Source organism: Mucilaginibacter sp. SJ, from assembly GCF_028993635.1.
Lineage (GTDB): Bacteria > Bacteroidota > Bacteroidia > Sphingobacteriales > Sphingobacteriaceae > Mucilaginibacter.
Window position 1 is genome coordinate 4,332,788 of record NZ_CP118631.1, and the last position, 14,151, is coordinate 4,346,938.

The 14,151-nt window shown below is 41.5% G+C and carries 13 protein-coding genes; 7 read left to right on the forward strand and 6 right to left on the reverse strand.

The genetic code is table 11. The features are described from left to right. Positions 1-55 precede the first annotated feature (55 nt). Positions 56-892, reverse strand: a complete 837-nt coding sequence (locus MusilaSJ_RS17730) for a glycosyltransferase family 92 protein (RefSeq protein ID WP_274986217.1) — start codon at positions 890-892, stop codon at positions 56-58. 781 nt (positions 893-1,673) lie between these two features. Between MusilaSJ_RS17730 and MusilaSJ_RS17735 the strand changes: the two genes are divergently transcribed. The 3 genes from MusilaSJ_RS17735 (at position 1,674) to MusilaSJ_RS17745 (ending at position 4,300) form a co-directional block, all read left to right on the forward strand. Continuing rightward, positions 1,674-2,696 (forward strand): glycosyltransferase family 2 protein, encoded by a 1,023-nt coding sequence (locus MusilaSJ_RS17735; RefSeq protein WP_274986218.1) that lies wholly within the window; start codon positions 1,674-1,676, stop codon positions 2,694-2,696. Between the two features lie 53 nt (positions 2,697-2,749). After that, positions 2,750-3,328 carry a Crp/Fnr family transcriptional regulator gene (locus MusilaSJ_RS17740; RefSeq protein WP_274986219.1) on the forward strand — a complete coding sequence of 193 codons (579 nt, stop codon included), beginning with the start codon at positions 2,750-2,752 and terminating at the stop codon, positions 3,326-3,328. Between the two features lie 75 nt (positions 3,329-3,403). Beyond that, a complete protein-coding gene (locus tag MusilaSJ_RS17745; protein ID WP_274986220.1) occupies positions 3,404-4,300 on the forward strand; it encodes an SDR family oxidoreductase in 897 nt (298 codons plus the stop codon). Positions 4,301-4,409: 109 nt separating this feature from the next. Here the strand turns inward: MusilaSJ_RS17745 and MusilaSJ_RS17750 are convergent, their stop codons facing one another. Together MusilaSJ_RS17750 and MusilaSJ_RS17755 are read right to left on the reverse strand one after the other, a co-directional pair. Continuing rightward, positions 4,410-5,111, reverse strand: coding sequence for a LytR/AlgR family response regulator transcription factor (locus tag MusilaSJ_RS17750; RefSeq protein ID WP_274986221.1), 702 nt, complete (start codon positions 5,109-5,111; stop codon positions 4,410-4,412). A gap of 2 nt (positions 5,112-5,113) precedes the next feature. Next, on the reverse strand, positions 5,114-6,250 hold the full coding sequence (locus MusilaSJ_RS17755; RefSeq protein WP_274986222.1) for a sensor histidine kinase: 1,137 nt from the start codon (positions 6,248-6,250) through the stop codon (positions 5,114-5,116). A 282-nt stretch (positions 6,251-6,532) separates the two neighbouring features. On the opposite strand from MusilaSJ_RS17755, the gene MusilaSJ_RS17760 reads away from it, so the two are divergent. After that, a complete protein-coding gene (locus MusilaSJ_RS17760; protein ID WP_274986223.1) occupies positions 6,533-8,803 on the forward strand; it encodes a TonB-dependent receptor in 2,271 nt (756 codons plus the stop codon). 320 nt (positions 8,804-9,123) lie between these two features. Here MusilaSJ_RS17760 and MusilaSJ_RS17765 read toward each other — a convergent pair whose 3' ends face one another. Both MusilaSJ_RS17765 and MusilaSJ_RS17770 read right to left on the reverse strand, forming a co-directional pair. Beyond that, complete coding sequence (locus tag MusilaSJ_RS17765) at positions 9,124-9,630, reverse strand: anti-sigma factor (protein WP_274986224.1); 507 nt, start codon at positions 9,628-9,630, stop codon at positions 9,124-9,126. Continuing rightward, positions 9,627-10,208: an RNA polymerase sigma factor gene (locus tag MusilaSJ_RS17770; protein WP_274986225.1), complete on the reverse strand. Its 582-nt coding sequence runs from the start codon at positions 10,206-10,208 to the stop codon at positions 9,627-9,629. The genes MusilaSJ_RS17765 and MusilaSJ_RS17770 overlap by 4 nt, the downstream gene beginning before the upstream one ends. Before the next feature lie 600 nt (positions 10,209-10,808). On the opposite strand from MusilaSJ_RS17770, the gene MusilaSJ_RS17775 reads away from it, so the two are divergent. The 3 genes from MusilaSJ_RS17775 to MusilaSJ_RS17785 all read left to right on the forward strand — a co-directional run bounded on the left by MusilaSJ_RS17775 (position 10,809) and on the right by MusilaSJ_RS17785 (position 13,222). After that, positions 10,809-11,729, forward strand: coding sequence for a hypothetical protein (locus tag MusilaSJ_RS17775; protein WP_274986226.1), 921 nt, complete (start codon positions 10,809-10,811; stop codon positions 11,727-11,729). A gap of 3 nt (positions 11,730-11,732) precedes the next feature. Then, on the forward strand, positions 11,733-12,554 hold the full coding sequence (locus MusilaSJ_RS17780) for a MeeY/MeeF family manganese export membrane protein (RefSeq protein WP_274986227.1): 822 nt from the start codon (positions 11,733-11,735) through the stop codon (positions 12,552-12,554). A 200-nt stretch (positions 12,555-12,754) separates the two neighbouring features. Then, positions 12,755-13,222: a phosphatidylglycerophosphatase A family protein gene (locus tag MusilaSJ_RS17785; protein ID WP_274986228.1), complete on the forward strand. Its 468-nt coding sequence runs from the start codon at positions 12,755-12,757 to the stop codon at positions 13,220-13,222. A gap of 145 nt (positions 13,223-13,367) precedes the next feature. Here the strand turns inward: MusilaSJ_RS17785 and MusilaSJ_RS17790 are convergent, their stop codons facing one another. Beyond that, positions 13,368-14,060, reverse strand: coding sequence for a response regulator transcription factor (locus MusilaSJ_RS17790; RefSeq protein ID WP_090531325.1), 693 nt, complete (start codon positions 14,058-14,060; stop codon positions 13,368-13,370). Positions 14,061-14,151: the final 91 nt, after the last annotated feature.

A 14,151-nucleotide genomic window follows, 5' to 3' on the forward strand; every position in this document is an offset into this window, starting at 1 on the left:
ATCTAATGTTTTTTAGTAAATTATATTAAAGAATAGTTTAAACACCATATGCAAGTTATTCCACCGGTTCCATTTTTAATTTATCCTGTGTTTTAACTTTAACTATCTCAAGTATCGTTGTATCCTCTACAGCGTTTGTGTCATCATTATGCTCGTGAAAATCAGCCATTTTTCTGACCCTGATCATATCACCGGCCCCCCGGCTAATTTTTTCCAGATATTCTTCTTCCGACCGGCAGTAATAATGATTTATTTGAATCTTATCTACACTCACATCTGAAAACGCACCTACCACCGGCTCAAAGTTTTCATTTACCGCAAACTTTTCGTCCTTGTAAAAAAAATAATGGGGGTTATCACATTTGTCGGCAAACTTTGGCTGAATGATACATTTAGTATGCCGGTTTTTTGGGAAATTTGTTTCCGATCGTAATACAAAGCTCTCCAATTGTGGTTTATTAGTTCGTTTTTTATGGCCGCTTGAACCAAATATAAGCCAGTTAACATTTAGGCCGCCATATTCTTTATAATCTTCAAGAAACCCGGACAGATTGTATGGATATGTTTTGGGAACAATAAATTCATCCATATCAACAAATGCCATCCATTGGGTGGATTCACCAAACCTTTTAACACAGTCGGTATAAGCATTCATCTGTTGCCCCTGCCCTTTTATTTTTCTAACAGTTACATAGGAGCTTAACTTCAGTTTCTTCAACGTCTCTTTAACGGAAATTTTACTCTCGTTATCGTAGAGATAAAAATGTTCTACTCCAATTAATAAGTAATAATTTATCCATTCTTCAAGGTAAGCATTTTCGTCTTTTATGATGGCGCAAATAGTGAGCTTGTAGTTCTGCTTTGATTTTGTAAAATATTTTAGGGCATGCATAGATATACAGATTAGTTTGTGAATAAGGTTTAATTACCGGTTAACTTGTTGTGCAAGGGCTTATCAGGTATTTATTGTATCGCCGGGCAAATCTTTTTGCAAAATTCATTTTTGACAAGTCTTTACCTTAGTTCGCAAACGAAGACAAATCGTCATAATTGGCAAACATGATTTGGAATAGCAGAAACCAATACTTTTTACCTTGTTTAATAACGCGTGATATAGTTTTTCAATATAATTTTTGTCGGCACACATCAGGCTATGATATCCCTCCATATTACCGGATAATAAAATATTAGTATTTATTAATTACGATAAAATTTTCGTTAACGCTACATGCTTTTTGAGGTAATTCACCCTTTATGTCAATTTTCCCGTTGCCTTTAAAATTTGGGCGGTAATGTCATTATTGATGATCTGATATTAATTGTTTCCCGGCGACTATTTAAACTGCAAAACCTTGTTTTTGAAGCAAGAAACTATAATACTGATTAAAGAAAATGAAAGCTGTTTGTAACACAATTATGTTATTGGGTATAAATTCCAAAGATATAAAAACATATATACAATTGTAAAGGCTTCTTCCCCGTCCTTCTGTGATAATACAAAAAATCTGGTTATCTGCCGGTTATGCCTGTTTTAGTGCGGCCGCAAAAAGGCATCAATATTGCTTGAAGTTTTCTTCAGAAATATATCGTATAAGTTAACTCCGATGGGTTAAATATGTTAAAAAGTGAATGCATTGTAATTATTCGTTAAAAGTTTACGTTAATACAAAGTAATGAACAAAAGTTTACTACCTATGACAGACACCCCTCTTGTTTCTATTGTACTGTGCACATACAACGGAGAGAAGTACCTGCGTCAGCAATTGGACACGTTGATTACACAAACTTATGAAAACGTTGAAATTATAGCAGTTGATGACTGCTCTTCAGACAGCACATATCGTATTCTGCAGCAATATGCAGCCTTGCATCCCCGGATTCATGTTTATAAAAATGACCATAACATTGGATTCGCTAAAAACTTTGAAATAGCTTTTGGCTATTCAAAAGGCGAACTCATTGCTTTTTGTGATCAGGATGATTTATGGCACCCTGAAAAGATCGAATTACAGGTAAATGCAATAGGTGATAACCAGCTTATTTATCATGATTCGGAGTTTATTGATGAACATGGCAAACGTTTTTGTTATTATAACTCGGAAGTTGTTAATGAAAGCGGGAGTAATTACAACTACAAAATGTCGGATGTTTATAATTTTTATAAAGGCAACGATCCGGAAGTTTTCCTGCTGCAAAATTGTGTTTCCGGCCATGCAATTATGGCGCGACGTGATTTGCTGAAGCACGCCCTGCCTTTTAATAAAGAGTTTTATCACGATTGGTGGCTCAGTTACGTTGCTGTAAATATTGGTACTATAGATTTTATACCAAAGTGCCTGGTTAAGTATCGTCGCCATGCAGAAAGTAGCACCGTAAAGGATAGAAAGGCGGAAACTAAAGGTCAAAAGCTAAAACAGGATATCAAATGGATAGCTTATTGTTTAAAATTTAAGTCAAACAAGAACCCTAAATTTGTAAAAAGGCTGCATGATCTTTATAGCGGCTATACCAGCCATTTTTTGTCGCTGCGTTTATGGTGGCTTCTTAAACAAAATGCCCATAAACTATATTACTTAAGCAAGCGCAGTGAAATATCACAACAACGCGACGTAAACCGGTTTATCTGGGGTGTGAGGTCTCGCGATTTTTGGTATACGCATATCAAAAAGAAGCCGGAAAAAGTATTCAACATTTGAGTTTCATGCTTTGGTGGTAGCCCGCTTGGTATTGAAATGTTTATTATTTTTGGATGATGCATCCGGAATTTGAATCATATCTGAGAAGGAGCGACCTGTCTGAAGAGGCGGTCCGCCGGGTCAGTGACCTGGCGGTGGAAAGAAAGTTGCGCCGTAACGAGCTCCTTTTTAGCGCAGGCGAAATTTGCCGGCACAAGGTATTTGTTGTGAGCGGGTTACTGCACACGTTTAATATTTCGGCTGGGGGCAATCAGCATATCCTGCAATTTGCACCGGAAAACAGCTGGACGCTTGATGTTGAAAGTTATGACCGGCAGGTGCCCTCACAAGTGAGCATAGGAGCAGTAGAACCCAGCACGATACTCTGCTGGCAAAAAAAAGATTTCGATATGTTACTGGCAGAGGTGCCGCAACTGAAAAAATTCGCCGAAGGCCTTATTGCCCGTAATATCCATTACAGCCGAAAGCGGATCCTGATTTCATTAAGCGCAACGCCCGAAGAAAAATATGAGGATTTTGTGCATACTTTCCCCGACTATCTGGCTCGTTTGCCCCTGCGCATGATTGCCGCTTATCTTGGCATCTCCATAAAAACCCTTACCCGCATCCGCCATGCGCAACTTCAGCGCTAATTGAAATTATGGTCAGCTGACCATCTTTAGCATGATTTTATTGGAGAATTTTGTATCAAATAAAATCATTGACTTATGCGTGTATTTGTAACCGGAGCCTCAGGGTTTGTAGGCTCAGCAATAGTAAAAGAACTTTTAGGGGCGGGCCATAGGGTACTTGGTCTTGTCCGTTCAGATAAAGGCGCTGAACAATTAGCATCAACTGGTGCTGAAGTATACTCTGGCGACATCAACGACCTGAAACTTATTCAACAAGGCGCTGCCGCTTGCGATGCTGTAATCCATACGGCCTTTAATCATGATTTTTCACAGTTTAAGGCCAATTGTGAGGCCGACCGAAAGGTGATCGAAGCCCTGGGCAATGCATTGGCCGGAACAAACAAACCTTTAGTTATTACCTCCGGAGTAGGGCTTTTGAATTATGGCCGGCTGGTTACCGAAGATGATGAACCGCCTGCAGCATCAGATGTTATTCCGCGCGTAGCTTCAGAAGAGGCCGCTGCGGCTGCGGCCGCAAAAGGTGTAAAAGCTTATACGGTGCGCCTGCCGCCGAGTGTGCATGGTGAGGGCGACCATGGTTTTGTACCGATGATCATTAACATGGCCCGGGAAAAAGGAGAATCGGCCTATATAGCTGAAGGGAGCAATCGCTGGCCTGCCGTTCACCGTTCAGATGCCGCGGTTCTATATCGCCTGATCATAGAAAAGCAACCTGAGCTTCGTGTGTTTCACGCGGTAGCCGAAGAAGGTATCGCCTTTCGCGAAATTGCCGAAGCAATTGGTCAGGGTTTGCATTTGCCTGTACTGAGCAAAACAGGTGATGAAGCGGCGGCACATTTTGGCTGGTTTTTGCATTTTGCGTCATTGGGTTGCCCTTCATCCAGCGAAAAAACACGTGCGGCCTTAAATTGGCAGCCTAAAGCTACCGGGTTAATTGAAGATATGGGAGCCGCTGGTTATTTCCGGCAATAACATTGACCAAAACTTTTAGTTTACTCAAAGAACAGAAGCCGTCGTATATTTTTGCGATGGCTTTTGTTCTTTGGTCATTGGGGGGGGATGAGTATTAAAAAAACCAAGCCTAAGTAACCAAACCACGGATAACTTCATAATAAGCATCACTCACCGGCAATTCAATACCTGTTAATTGCACTTTACGATTCTGTAAGGATCTTATTTTACCTACCGAAACAATATAACTGCGGTGAATGCGCTGAAATTTTGCAGAAGGCAGCTTTTTCAATACCTCTTTTAATGGCATCAGCGTAAGTACAGGCTTGCCGTTGGTTAAATGAATCCGGATATAATTTTCCATGCTTTCAATATACCCGATGGTGTTCAAATCAATTTTTATAACCCGGTATTCCGATTGCACATACAGGTTTTCGTCTGTATCTTTCGGTTTTTCGTTTGCCCGGTTCTTATATTGATAAAACAAAAGCGCTTTTTCCACCGCCCTGGTAAAACGTTCAAATTCTATTGGTTTTTCAACAAAATCTATTGCCTCTAACTCAAATCCTTCATAGGCATAGTTCCGGTAGGAAGTAGTAAAAATGATCATGGGTTTTACCGTCAGCGACCTTGCCAGGTCAATGCCGGTGATATCAGGCATATTGATATCCAAAAAAACCAGGTCGACCGCTGTGCTTTTCAAGAATTCGGCCGCTGAAATCGCGTCTTCAAATGTTCTGATGAGTTGCAGGGTTGCAAACCGCGATACATATTCACCAATAAGCCTTAACGCTAAAGGCTCATCATCAATGGCTATACATTTTAATATCATGCTTAAGTTTGTAAGGTTAACTGAACAATATACTCCTGGTTATCACTGCTGATATTTAATATATGCTTGCCGTTATACAAATGCTCTAAACGGTGGCGCGTGTTTTTGATCCCTATGCCGGTGCCGGTTTGTTCGCTGTTATTTGAACTGAAAATCCAATTCTTACAATAAAAAAACAGGGTTGTTTCGCGGATAGCCAGTTTGATTGTGATCGTTGATCTTTCATGTTTGCTAACACCGTATTTGAAAATATTTTCAATAAAGGTCATTAACAACAGGGGGGCTATTTGCTTTCCGTCAATATCGCCATCTACCTCAAAATCAACAATGGTAAGGCTGCCTGTGCGTAAACGCTGCAATTCAATATAACTGGTAATACAATCAATTTCGCGCTGCAGCGGGGCAAAGTTTTCGGTTATATCTTCCGTAACATAGCGCATAATTTTTGAAAGCCTCATTACGCTGTCGGCCGCATGATCATCCTTCGTTAAAACAAGCGTATAAATATTGTTCATCGTATTGAATAGAAAATGGGGGTTGATCTGCGCTTTCAAAAAGGAGAGCTCGGCAGTTGCTTTATCTGCTTCAGCCCGGGCAGCCCTTTGCTCGGTAAGCAGCCATTTCCGGATGACCTTAGTAGCTCCGCTAAAGGCAAGAAGTGTAAAAAATATAAAGAAACTGGTAATATCCAGCGGCTGTTTAAATGGCGACCTGCTTAAAGGCCTGTCCTGATAGGATGGCAAACCGGAGCCTTGCCCCGGTGCTTTGCCCGGCTGACTTTCACTGCCGGGCTGAATGAAGGATGTATATCTTGCCGGCTGGCCGCCGGTACTCTCTTTTTCATGGATATGAAGCAACCGGTCAAATGGGCGGATACAAAATACCCCAAACAATAAAATAAATGCAACAAGGCTATAGGAAACGTATTTTTTATTGAGCAGCAGCCACTGAACAAAAAAAGTGTTGCTGTAAAAAACGATCATAAAAGTAAGTCCGAACAACCAGTAGTCGGTGTTGTGCAAAAGGATCATGATATCGCCAAACCCGCTGCCGCTATGCAAAAAGATCAGCGGGATGGCCATAAGCGTTATCCAGCCGGTTAAATGCAGGGTGATCGAGATCGTTTTAATTCGAGACATGCAGTAAAGTAACACAATCGGCTTTTACAGAAGAATAAACAATCGGCGACCGGGCTAAATGTATAGATGAAATACCCATACAATTAACTTAAAGGAGCCCACATGAAATAAACGTCAGAAAAAAGGCCTTGATTTGAAACATGGTGATCCGTTCATCATTAAAAAAAGGCCGTTCATCTATGGACACCGTCTTAAATTAAAGTTTGCCATTACGTTTACACGGGGAAAAATACCCGCACGTTTATTCTTAATCAGCAGAATATTCGCCAGGTAATTGATAGCATGAAACTTAAAATATTTGTCTTAAGCATATCAATATTATTGAGTAACGCAAGGCTGTATGCGCAGCAAAAAACTATCTCGGGAACGGTTATTGACAGCGCCACCCGCATGCCGGTTAATGGTGTTACCGTTGTTTTAAATCCGGTAAACCAAACAGCTATTACCAGCGAAACCGGATACTTTTCTTACAGGAACGTGGGGCCGGCGGCACTGTCCCTTACAATTACCGCCGTGGGCTACCAAAAAAAAGTTATTCCACTTACCGGGTATGGCCTTAAGCCCCTGATATGCCTGAGCCCAAAACAGACCTTATTAACCGATGTGGTGATCACTGCTAATAACCCGAACCCTTATAAAGCCATCAGCGAAACAGATATAAAATTACGCGGGGTTTCTAATTCGCAGGAAGTGCTGCGCATAGTTCCGGGCCTGTTTATTGGCCAGCACCAGGGCGGCGGTAAGGCGGAGCAGATTTTTTTGAGGGGATTTGACAATGATCATGGTACCGACATCAATATGAGCGTTGATGGTATGCCGATCAATATGGTATCGCAGGCGCATGGACAGGGTTATGCAGATAGTCATTTTATCATCCCCGAAACGATTGAAAGCACCAATTATCAAAAAGGCATGTATAATGCAGAAAAAGGCGACCTCGCCGTGACCGGATTTGTGAACTTTAACACAGCCAACGCGATCAGTGCTAACCAAATCAAAATAGAAGGCGGACAGTTTAATACATACCGGGTATTTGGCATGGTCAACCTGCTCGGCGAAAAAGCTAAAGTCAATAACCAGTCCTGGTATGCCGCTTCAGAATACCGCTACAGCGATAGTTATTTTGATAACCCTCAACACTTTAAGCGTTTCAATTTTTTCACCAAATATCATGGCAGGTTAAACGCTGATAATTGGCTAACGGTTAGCACTTCTGCTTTATCGAGTGCATGGAAAGCATCAGGCCAGATTCCGGAAAGCGCGGTAAACGAAGATGTCGTTGGTTTTTATGGTGCGCTTGATCCCAATGAAGGAGGTACAACATCGCGCATCAATGTAAATGCACAGCTTTTAACCGGGCTTTCAAATCATGACATCCTCGAAAATCAATTTTATTATTCGCGGTATAAATTTGATCTGCATACCAATTTTACGTTTTACCTGGCAGATACAGTTCATGGTGATGAGATCCGTCAACGGGAATCGCGCAATTTGTACGGCTATAACGGCAGTTACCTTCATGAAGCCTACATAGGCAGCACCAGGCTGACAACGGAAGCAGGGATCAATATCCGGCTGGATATAACCAAAGGTTCCGAACTGTCTCATACGGTCAATAACTTTACGGTTATCGATCCAATTAAATTGGGTGACATTACCGAATTGAATGCAGGGGCTTATCTGAATGAAATGTTCCGGTTCAGCTCAAAGTTTTCCATGAATGCCGGTTTAAGGTTCGATCAGTTTTATTACCGGTATAATAATAAACTGGCTACCGACAGCACACTTAACGGTATCGGTATTTATACCGCCAATAATAATGCAGTGAGCCCCAAATTGAATTTTTATTACCAGGTTAATGACAAAACCCAGCTTTATTTATTAACCGGGAAAGGTTTTCACTCCAATGATACACGGGTGGTTGTAGCTCAGGGAGGGTTGCAAACTTTGCCCGCAGCATACGGTGCCGATTTGGGCACAGTATTTAAACCTGCCAAAAACCTGTTATTTAACGCTGCCTTATGGTACAGTTACCTGCAAAAAGAATATGTATATGGTGGTGATGGCGGTTCGGTAGAGTTTAGTGGCCGTACCCGCCGCATTGGTTTTGACCTGTCCGGACGTTACCAGCCACTCAAATCCTTGTATTTTGATGCGGATGTAAATTACGCACACGGGCGCTCGCTGGATGACCCGGCAGGGGCAAACTATATTCCTTTAGCACCTGTTTGGAGCAGCACGGGTGGCATAACTTATATTTTTAAATACGGCTTTAACGGAAGCCTGCGCTACCGGTATCTTGGCGACCGCGCAGCAAATGCCGATTACAGCCTGATTGCCAGGGGCTATTTCATTAATGACCTGGTATTGAATTATACCCGGCCCAAATATGAAATTGGCTTAACCATAAATAATCTGTTCAATGTAAAGTGGAAGGAAACTCAATTTGAAACAGTTACCCGGTTAAAAAACCAGGCGCCTGTTGATGGAATAGCTTTTACAGCAGGAACAAAGTTCGCAGCTCTGGTACATCTCAGTTATTTCTTTAAATAATTCCTATTCGGGGAAGCTTTAGATGGAATTTTTGTTATGGGTTTGAGGAAGGGATTGCCTTTAAAAAAATAAAAGCCTCCCAACCTTGCGTCGGGAGACTTTCAACCTAAACCTTATCACAATTAAACCGGTAAGTTTACCAGTTCGTGAATCTTATTACAATCCCTGTGCCAAAAATTGAAACTTTTTAAATTTTTATTTAATGTATCCTTGTTGATACATTAACAATAGGTTAAAGGGGAGTTCCCTTTACAAAATGTGTGCAATTAAGTGTCAAAAAGACACCATGGTTTTTATTGGCATACAGAAAACTGAACACTTTATGCCTCTTTTGCAGCTTTTTTTCTACGCAGATAACTGTCAGTTAAAAATAGCGCCAAAATTACATCAAACACGAAAAAACTTTTCATGAAAGCGCTATTGAAAATGGTGTTGGCCGCGGGCAATTTAAAATCTGCAGGTAGTTTAATGTTTACAACACTGAACGGATTTCCTGAAATTTGTACATTTGAAAGGGTGATTGCCAGCAGGGCCAATATACTTAGCACAAAAAAGGCCGCAATACCGAGTATAATCTTTTTATTTATAGTTGATTTTAGAGGTGCCAGTGCCTGATCTGCCCTGATAGCTTCCATTACATTATAGGTAAAGGCCATTGATGGTTCATCAAGTTCCAGGTTTGCAAATTCCTGGTTTAGCACAAGCAACTCGGTGTACTTTTGTTTGTACAGTTCGTCTTCCTCAATAAGCCGGGCAATGGCTTCCTGCTCAGCCGGTGTGCAGGTACCATCAATATAGCTCCAAAGTTTTTCTTCGATGGTGTTCATATCAGTTCTTTTACCTCGTGTTTTAAATTGCGCTCCAGCTTTTCTTTCAAACGCTGGCGTGCCCTAAATAGTTTAACCTTAACGGTATTTGTTTCAATACCCATTGTTTGGGCAATTTCTTCTAACGATTGCTCCCCTTTATAAAACAGGGTAATAATAGTGGCATCATCGGGCAGTAATTGCTCAATTGCCTGGTTCAGGTAATATGACCGCGATTTATTTTCTGCGTTGTTGGTATCATATGCCGATTCATGGCTCTCAACCTGCACAAATGTACCTTCATCATCAATCGAATCGGTATCCACCCGTTTCTTTCTTAAAAATGTCATAGCTGTAGTATAAACTATACTATATAGCCATGTACTAAATTTCGACTGCCCCTGGAACGAAGCCAGCGAGCGGTAAGCTTTCACAAAACAATCCTGCGCAATCTCCTCAGCATCTTCCCGGCCCTTTGCAAAACGCATGGCCAGTGTAAAAACAAAACGTTGGTGCCGTTTAACCAAGTCAGCGTACGCGAACCGGTTACCAGCCAGGGTTTGCTCAATAAGTTCGATATCTGAAAGCTTGCTCTGCATTATATAACCGCTGTGACCACACTTTTACAGACCAGGTTACACCTTTATGTAAATATAATTTATTTTGATGGTAATAGATATGGTATTAGGTGATTGCGCGTGGGGCGCGTTAGAGATTGCAGTGTAAAGCCCGCAGCGCGTATAAGGGTTGCGGGTAGGAAAGGCGAGGACTTGCAACGAAAAGCCTGGGCCGGAGGCAACGCCATTGTCTGAATCAGAATTTACAGAATTTGATAATTGACCGAATGCTAAACCAATAAAACAATCCTTAGTTTATTTAGCTCAGGTATGATATTAAAAGAAATCCGAATTCGAAAATCCCAACTCGGAAATCAATCATTGCGTTGCCTGCGGCCGGGCTTTACGCTCATACGCCTGCTGGCATTACGCTCCCGGCCGGTATCCGCTTCAATCCCTAACGCACATTTTGGTGCAATTTAGATTCTGTTGTTTAAACTCAATAATCCAAATATGCTCCCTTTTATTCGTAACATACGCCCCAGTATTCAATCTCATAATTTTGTATTTTTACATTTATAAAAGGGATATTGTACGTTGATGGATGAAAACAGGCTAAATATTTTAAATAGCTCAAACAGGATGCTCAGCAAGCTTCAGCTGCTGTCGGTATTTTTTGAAGATGAACTCATTTATAAGATCTACCTGCGTACCCAGGTTATCCATAAGCTTTTTGAAACCAATCCCGAAATCGATATCAACAAGCTGGAACTTTTTCATGTGCAATTTACCACCAGTCTGGTCGACCTGCTCCGCAAGATCAAAAAGAACAACGAGAACAATGTAAGCCTTGTGCTCGACGAGATCCAGCTTACCCGGGAGATGATTGATAAGATAGACGACAATATACTCACCGAGCAGGATTTCAAAATTGACAGGCAAAGGCAGGCGCTGAAAGTGAACCTTTCATTACGGAAGCTTTACCAGGTACTTTCAGACAACTCGGCTGATTATCCCTTCTCCAAAAACATCAATGCCTTCAGCCTGCGCTATGGTTCCGATTTTTTTTATAGCATAACTCCCGAACTGTATAATGAACTTGTGCAGCATAACTATAATGATACCTATCATAATAACTACGCTACTATTCAGCGTAAGCTGATGGGGGTATTGTTAAAACGCGAGTTCCGTACAGAGTTTTACTGTGGGTTAAAAGCCGGTAACCTGATACTGGAAGTGTATAAATTTATGGATGAAGACAGGCACTTTTTATTTTCGCCTGCCAATAATTTATTCCTATTTTGCGATGTTACAAAGCTTTCGGGCATCGAGCATAATAACAATCTGTCAAAAAGGGAAAAACTGATGCATGAGCTGCAGGACAAAATTGATAAGCTGCAAAGCGATGTAGTGACCATGAAAGCTTACATGCCGCCCGAAATAAAAAGCCTGTTAGCCGAAAACTATAAAAAGATAGCCGACATCAACTTTTTACAAAGCCTGAGCGATGTGGATGTGCAGGCCAATATTTTAAAAGCAATGCTTAATACCGATATTATATAATTTATGGAGTTTTTACATTACCTGCTTGGCCCCGACCTTAAGGCCGGCCTATTGATTGTCCTAAACCTGATTGTTATTGAGAGCCTGCTCTCCGTTGATAATGCCGCCGTACTGGCAACCATGGTACTTGACCTGCCCCCGCATCAGCGGAAAAAAGCATTACGTTATGGTATTATAGGGGCATATGTTTTACGGGGTGTTTGTTTGTTTTTAGCGGCATGGCTGGTATCTGTTTGGTGGCTGAAACCACTTGGAGGCCTTTATCTGATATACCTGAGTTTCAATTATTTTAAAGGCAAACTAAAAAAGGCCGACAGCGATACTCAAGAAGAAACGGTTGATAAAAACAAAAACTGGCTTTACCGTTCAACCGTTGGTTTGATAGGTAATTTGTGGGCAACCATAGCTTTAGTGGAGCTGATGGACCTTGCCTTCTCCATTGATAACGTTTTTGCAGCTGTTGCATTTACCGACCATAAGATGTTAATTTATATTGGCGTGTTTATCGGGATCCTGGCTATGCGATTTGTTGCCCAGGCTTTTGTAAGACTGATGGAAAAATTCACTTTCCTGGAAACTGTAGCTTTTATCGTGATTGGCGTACTGGGGATTAAACTGGCCTCATCGTTATTCGTACACCTTTATCCGGAAGCGGGATTTTCAAAATTGATGGAAGGAGAAAGCGCTGATATTTTCACTTCGGTGTTTACTGTAGCCTTATTTATCATTCCGGTATTAACGTCACTGCTGTTCAACTTTCCTAAAAGGCATACCATTGAACCCAAAGTAGCTGAAGCTGCAGAGGATGTGCTGGATAAACAGTAGGTCAGTTGGTAGTGGCAGTTAGCAATAGCAGCAGTAAAAAGCGCAGAGCTCGTGCGATTCCCTCTCTTGGGAGGGTGTAGGGGGGGCCTGAACATTGTATGACTTTACAAAGCGGATAACCCCTCCCTGCCACAACACCGCCAGCCGCACCCCTCCCTTGGGAGGGAATGAAAACATTAATGACTTGATATATAAACTAAATGTTCTTAAATAAAACAATAGCTTCCATTTTCGGCATTGGTTTTTTAAAAGGCGGGGGTACCTACGCCGCTATAGTTACCTGCGGTTTTATCTGGCTGTTGTGGCAGAGTCCGGCATTGCAAAACCCATGGTACCTGCTGGCTATTACCATATTTGTTACCGCGCTTGGCGTATTTGTAGGAAATAAGGTTGAATCCGACTGGGGCGAAGACAGCTCGCGTGTGGTAATTGATGAGGTTGCCGGAATGCTTATAGCTATGCTTTTTATCCCGCCTAATTTTTACTTCCTTTTAGCGGGACTGGTATTGTTTCGTTTTTTTGATATTGTGAAACCGCTTGGCGTACGCAAAATGGAAGATCTTGGCGGCGGTTTGGGTGTAATGATGGATGATGTGCTGGCTGGTGTTTATTCCAATATCCTGCTTTGGATAGGATATTTTGTGTGGGTGAAGTTTGGAGCACATTAATAAAAAGCGCGGGTTTGTGCGGTTTCCTCTTCCGGGTTTAAATTAACTCATAAAATCAAATATGTTGTATAGCTTACTTTGGTTAAGCCCCCCTTGAGGCTTATATCACACAAATAACTCTTTCAAAATAAAATTAACCCTCAGATCAGTTAATCAGCAGCTTATACCCCCGTCCGTGTACGTTGATGATCTCCACGTTAGGGTCGTCTTTCAGATACTTACGGATCTTACTCAAAAATACATCCATACTCCGGCCGTTAAAGTAATTATCATCATGCCAGATGTTCAACAGGGCTTCTTCGCGGGTAAGCACTTCGTTTTTATGCACACACAGCAGGCGCAGTAATTCAGCCTCCTTGGTGGATAGTTTTTGCTGGTTGTCTGCTGTCATGATCATCTGGGTTGTATAATCAAACGTATATTTCCCAATTTTAAAGGAGGTTTGTTTCTCCTCTTCCTTTTTGCCAATATTATCCGTACGCTTTAACAGCGCATTTATACGAAGCAGTAATTCCTCAATGCGGAAAGGCTTGGTGATATAATCATCTCCACCCAAATTAAAGGCCTGGGTTTTATCTTCAATCATGCCTTTGGCCGTCGCAAAAATAATAGGTACCTGGGCATTGATTTTACGGATATCCTTACCAAGTGTAAAGCCGTCCTTTTTTGGCATCATCACATCCAGTATCAGCAGATCATATGTTTGTTTGGTAAAGGCGCGTAGGCCTTCTTCGCCATCCTTACATAAAACCACATCAAACTTACCTTTCAATTGCAGGTAGTCCTGCAGTAACAGGCCCAAATTGGCATCATCCTCAACCAGTAGTATTTTCTTCATATATTTTCCAAGTTCGGAAGATTTTTTAGTCCGGAAGTCCGAGGTCGGAAAGTCCGTAAGTTGTTTTTATATTGAGACAGTGTCTGAGTTT

Bases quoted from the DNA above. Each gene is read 5' to 3' on its own strand.
- MusilaSJ_RS17785 (WP_274986228.1), top strand. From the start codon at position 12,755: ATGTTCTTAAATAAAACAATAGCTTCCATTTTCGGCATTGGTTTTTTA.
- MusilaSJ_RS17765 (WP_274986224.1), bottom strand. From the start codon at position 9,630: ATGAACACCATCGAAGAAAAACTTTGGAGCTATATTGATGGTACCTGC.
- MusilaSJ_RS17745 (WP_274986220.1), top strand. From the start codon at position 3,404: ATGCGTGTATTTGTAACCGGAGCCTCAGGGTTTGTAGGCTCAGCAATA.
- MusilaSJ_RS17770 (WP_274986225.1), bottom strand. From the start codon at position 10,208: ATGCAGAGCAAGCTTTCAGATATCGAACTTATTGAGCAAACCCTGGCT.
- MusilaSJ_RS17750 (WP_274986221.1), bottom strand. From the start codon at position 5,111: ATGATATTAAAATGTATAGCCATTGATGATGAGCCTTTAGCGTTAAGG.
- MusilaSJ_RS17760 (WP_274986223.1), top strand. From the start codon at position 6,533: ATGAAACTTAAAATATTTGTCTTAAGCATATCAATATTATTGAGTAAC.
- MusilaSJ_RS17755 (WP_274986222.1), bottom strand. From the start codon at position 6,250: ATGTCTCGAATTAAAACGATCTCGATCACCCTGCATTTAACCGGCTGG.
- MusilaSJ_RS17735 (WP_274986218.1), top strand. From the start codon at position 1,674: ATGAACAAAAGTTTACTACCTATGACAGACACCCCTCTTGTTTCTATT.
- MusilaSJ_RS17730 (WP_274986217.1), bottom strand. From the start codon at position 892: ATGCATGCCCTAAAATATTTTACAAAATCAAAGCAGAACTACAAGCTC.
- MusilaSJ_RS17780 (WP_274986227.1), top strand. From the start codon at position 11,733: ATGGAGTTTTTACATTACCTGCTTGGCCCCGACCTTAAGGCCGGCCTA.
- MusilaSJ_RS17740 (WP_274986219.1), top strand. From the start codon at position 2,750: ATGATGCATCCGGAATTTGAATCATATCTGAGAAGGAGCGACCTGTCT.
- MusilaSJ_RS17790 (WP_090531325.1), bottom strand. From the start codon at position 14,060: ATGAAGAAAATACTACTGGTTGAGGATGATGCCAATTTGGGCCTGTTA.
- MusilaSJ_RS17775 (WP_274986226.1), top strand. From the start codon at position 10,809: ATGCTCAGCAAGCTTCAGCTGCTGTCGGTATTTTTTGAAGATGAACTC.